The sequence below is a fragment of the Hymenobacter terrestris genome, assembly GCF_013377905.1.
GTDB classification, from domain to species: Bacteria; Bacteroidota; Bacteroidia; order Cytophagales; family Hymenobacteraceae; genus Hymenobacter; species Hymenobacter terrestris.
In genome coordinates this window covers 1-4,615 of record NZ_JABKAV010000118.1, presented here as the reverse complement: position 1 = coordinate 4,615, position 4,615 = coordinate 1, and the positions used below count along the sequence as shown (strand labels likewise).

The 4,615-nt window shown below is 63.1% G+C and carries 4 protein-coding genes; all 4 read left to right on the top strand.

What is annotated here, in order from left to right:
* Positions 1–123: 123 nt before the first annotated feature.
* The 4 genes from HW556_RS18000 (at position 124) to HW556_RS17985 (ending at position 4,371) form a co-directional block, all read left to right on the top strand.
* A complete protein-coding gene (locus tag HW556_RS18000) occupies positions 124–2,160 on the top strand; it encodes a M23 family metallopeptidase (protein WP_176901507.1) in 2,037 nt (678 codons plus the stop codon).
* 83 nt (positions 2,161–2,243) lie between these two features.
* Positions 2,244–2,822 carry a lipocalin family protein gene (locus HW556_RS17995; RefSeq protein ID WP_176901506.1) on the top strand — a complete coding sequence of 193 codons (579 nt, stop codon included), beginning with the start codon at positions 2,244–2,246 and terminating at the stop codon, positions 2,820–2,822.
* Positions 2,823–2,886: 64 nt separating this feature from the next.
* Entirely contained in the window at positions 2,887–3,336 is a 450-nt protein-coding gene (gene bcp, locus HW556_RS17990) for a thioredoxin-dependent thiol peroxidase (RefSeq protein WP_176901505.1), read from the top strand.
* Positions 3,337–3,480: 144 nt separating this feature from the next.
* The gene (locus HW556_RS17985) at positions 3,481–4,371 is read left to right on the top strand and encodes a transketolase (protein WP_176901504.1); all 891 of its coding nucleotides are present in this window, start codon (positions 3,481–3,483) and stop codon (positions 4,369–4,371) included.
* Positions 4,372–4,615 lie beyond the last annotated feature (244 nt).

The following is a 4,615-nucleotide window of genomic DNA, read 5'->3' as shown; positions in this document are numbered from 1 at the left end:
CCCCCGACCCCGGCTGACGGCGCAGGTGTGGGTGGGGCGCGAGGGGGGGGGGGGCGGAAAAACGCACCGCCCCTACATCGTTCGGCGAAACTCCTACCCTTCCGTTGTCAAGTACGCTCTGTTTTGAAAAAGCTCACAGCTAGCAGCTTTCCGCTAAAAGCCCATTTCAGCTTCGCGCTGCCGTTTTTACTGCTGATGGGCGTACAGCCCTCGGCCTGCCAGAGCCAGCAGCCGGCCGCCCCGACCCTGGAGCAGCCCGCCCCCAACGAAGCAGCCGGCGCAGCCAGCCCGGCCCCGCACGCAGGCATTCCGGCGGTGGCGAAGGGCTATTTCCTGTTTCCCATCAAGCCCGGCCAGGAGAACTTTCTGTCGGGTAGTATGGGCGAGCTGCGGCCCAACCACTTCCACGGCGGCCTCGACATCAAGACCGATGGCCGGGTGGATTTGCCGGTGCATGCCTCGGCCGACGGCTACGTGTCGCGGCTTAAGCAGAGCAGCTACGGCTATGGTAACGTGCTCTACATCACCCACCCCAACGGCCTGACGACGGTGTACGGCCACCTCAACAGCTTTAAAGGCCCCGTGGCCGAGGAGTTGCGCCGCCAGCAGTACGCCAAGCAGACGTACGACCTGGAGCTGTTTTTTGAGCCTGGCCAGTTTGCCGTGCAGCGCGGCGAGGTGGTGGCCCTTTCGGGCAATACCGGCGGCTCGGCGGGGCCACACGTGCACTGGGAGGTGCGCACTGCCGCCGGCAGCCAGCTAAACCCGCTGCAGTGGGGCGGTTTTGCCGAAATCCAGGACCATGTAGCGCCGGTGGTGCAGGCGTTTGCGGTGGAGGCGCTGGGCATTGCGGCGCGGGTAGAAGGCCGTTTCGGTAAGCGCGTGTTCGTGCCCAAGGTCCCGCTGGCCGACGGCAGCTACGCCTGGCCCGATACCATTGCCGCCAGCGGCTCGGTGGGCCTGCTCGTGCAGGGCTTCGATCGGTTTGATAAAGTATGGAACAAGAACGGCATTCAGCAGGCCACGGTGCTCGTGAACGGCAAGCAGGTGTACCAGCATACCATTGATGACGTGCCGTTTCCGGATGGCTCGCGCCAGATAAACCGCCACGTGGACTATGAGTGGCGTGCCACCCAGGGCCGGCAGTTCGAGAAGCTGTTCGTGGACGATGGCAACGACCTGAGCATGTACGAAGCCGGGCCCGAAAAAGGCCGCCTGACCATCGAGCCGGGCAAGGTGTACGCCGTGGAAATCCGGCTGGCCGACTCGTATGGCAACACCACGCCACTGCGGCTGGTGCTGCGGGGCGAAGCGCCGGGCTACTTCAAAACCCGCTCGGCGGCCGTGAAAAAGCCGGCTATGCGCTACGATGTAAGCCGCAACCTGCTGGTGGTAACGGCCGCCGACCCCGACACGGCCGCCGTGGCCGGGGCCCTCACGCTGCTGCGCGGCAACCGCCGCCTGCAGCTGCGCCCCAGCTACACCGACCAGAGCCAGAACGTGTACCTCTACGACCTGCGCGCCGGCCGGCCCGATTCCATCCGCTTCGGTGGTATTACCCAGCGTTTTACGCGCGAGGCCCTGATTCCGGCGGGCCGCGAGTTCAGCTTCGCCACGGCTAATATGGGGTTGGAGTTCAAGCCCAAAACCATCTTCGACACGCTCTACCTGCAAACCAACTACCAGCAGGGCCTCTGGACGGTGCATCTGCCGCGTACGCCGCTCTACGAAAACCTGGCCCTCACGCTGCGGCCCGAAACGCTGCCCGCCGATTTGCGCCGCTCGGCCATTTATAGCATCTCGGCCAATGGCGGCAAGGGCTACGTGGGCGGCAAGTGGAGTCCCGACAGCACCAGCATCACGGCCCCCATCCGCTCCTTCGGACAGTTCCGCATCCTCACCGACACCAAGCCGCCCTCGGGCCGGCTGCTGAGTAAAGGCGCGGCCGGAGTGGTGTTCAAAGTAGGCGACGACCTCTCGGGCTTGGCCAGCTACAAGCTGGAAGTGAACGGGCAGTTTCGGATGCTGCGGTACGAGCACAAGAACGCCACCCTGTTCACCGAGCGCTCCGACACCCTGGGCCCACCCCTGCGCGGGCCCGCCACCCTGCGCCTCACCGATCAGGCTGGTAACGAGGCGGTTATCAACGTAGTGCTGTAGCATATGCAGCGTGAACCGAAGGACATTGCTACACCCTTCGCGGCCATAGTGCGTAAACTCAGGTTCATCCACTATTCAATACGATGCCTAATAACCTGCTCAAACGCCGCCAGCCGGTACTATTTGGAGCCGCTGCGGCTGTAGTCGCGACCGGCGCGGCCGCCTACGCCTACTCGCGCCGCAAAGCGCACCCGAACCTGACCACCGTGGCCCACGTCGACCTGAAGCGGTACGCGGGTTTGTGGTATGAAATTGCCCGCTTGCCCGTGCGCTTCGAGAAGGGCTGCCAGCACGTGACGGCCGAGTACAAAGTGCGACCCGATGGCAAGGTGGGCGTGCGCAACACCTGTCATCAGGGCAGCATCGGCGGGCCGGCCACTACGGCCACCGCCACGGCTTGGGCTACCGACGAAACCAACGCCAAGCTCAAAGTCCAGTTTTTCTGGCCCTTTACCGGCGACTATTGGATTCTGGACCTCGATGAAACCGGCTACCAGTATGCGCTGGTGGGCTCGCCCGACCGCGAAACGCTCTGGATCCTCAGCCGCATGCCGCACCTGCCGCTGGCCACCCGCGAACAGCTGCTGGCCAAGGGCCGGGAGCTGGGCTTTCCGGTAGAAAACATGCTGTTCACGCCGCAGCCGGTTGCCAGCAAGCCCTAGAGCCCCGGCGCACTCCCGGCGTTTATGATTTCCCTATCTCCCGTCAACCTTCTATCTTCGCGGCATGGCAGTACCTCAAGCAGGCGAAATGGCTCCGGCCTTCGAAGCACTCGACCAGAACGGCACCACACACCGCCTGGCCGATTACCGGGGCCGCAAAGTGGCCTTGTACTTCTACCCCAAAGACGACACCAGCGGCTGCACCACCCAGGCCTGCAACCTGCGCGACAACTACCAGCAGCTGCTGGCAGCCGGCGTGCAGGTCCTCGGCGTAAGCATCGACTCGGCCAAGTCGCACCAGAAGTTCATCGAGAAGCACGAGCTGCCTTTCCCGCTGCTGGTGGACGAGGACAAGAAGCTGGTGCAGGACTACGGCGTGTGGCAGGAGAAATCGATGTACGGCCGCAAGTACATGGGCACCATGCGCTACACTTTCCTGATCGATGAAGAAGGAAAAGTGGAGCGGGTCATCACCAAAGTCGAAACCAAGAACCACGCGGCCCAGCTGCTGTAGCTTTCATAGGAGCCCCGCCACTTCGGCGGGGCTTTTTTACATCCCTTTTGCCTCCCTTATGCGGCATGGCTCCGGCCTGCGGTCCGCTGGCTGCCCGGCCCGGGAGGCGTACCTTTGCTTACTTATCAACTCTACCAAACGCGCATGGCCCAGCCTACCACTTCCGAAACCCACGCCCCCGCAGCCACCAAGTCAGTAGCCGAGCTGAAGCAGATTGCCACCCAGGTGCGGCGCGACATTGTGCGCATGGTGCACGCCGTGAACTCGGGCCACCCCGGTGGCTCGCTGGGCTGCACCGAGCTGCTGGTGTCGCTGTATTTCAAGGTGATGAAGCACACGCCCGAGCCGTTTGATATGGATGGCATCAACCAGGATTTGTTCTTCCTTTCCAACGGCCACATTTCGCCGGTGTTTTACTCGGTGCTGGCTCGTTCGGGCTATTTCCCGGTGAGCGAGCTGGCTACATTCCGCAAGCTGAACTCGCGCTTGCAGGGCCACCCGGCCACGCACGAGCACCTGCCCGGCATCCGCATTGCGTCCGGCTCGCTGGGCCAGGGCCTGAGCGTGGCTACTGGCGCGGCCCAGGCCAAAAAGCTCAACGGCGACAACAGCACGGTGTTCGTGCTCATGGGCGACGGCGAGCTGCAGGAAGGCCAGATCTGGGAGGCCGCCCTTTACGCCCCGCACCACAAGGTAGACAACCTGATTGCCTTCGTCGACCGCAACGGCCAGCAGATTGATGGCCCCACCGCTAAAATCGGCGGCCTTGGCGACCTGCGCGCCAAGTTCGAAGCCTTCGGCTGGCGTGTGCTCGAAACCGACGGCAACCAGTTCGAAACCCTGCTCCCCACCATCGAGGAAGCCCAAAGCTTACTCGGTCAGGGCGTGCCAGTCATGATACTCATGGATACCGAAATGGGCTTCGGCATCGACTTCATGATGGGCTCGCACAAGTGGCATGGCGTAGCGCCCAACGACGAGCAACTGGCCACGGCCCTGCTGCAGCTGGAGGTGGAAAAGGCGTCGGACTACTAGCACAGTTATATAGCACGATGTAGGGGCGAGGCTTGTCCCCGCCCCCCGTTCGCGCCGCTACAACGGTTTCGTTCAACGTTAATCGTTTAACGGCGGACGGGGGCAAACCCCGCCCCCACAACTTGGTATAAATTTCTTTCTATAAATCACCCCTTATCCAAACATGCCGCAGTGGCTGGGGGTTTTTGGGTTGTTGCTGGCAGTGCTGCTGCCTCGCAAACCCCGTGCCCCGAACGCCCCCCCC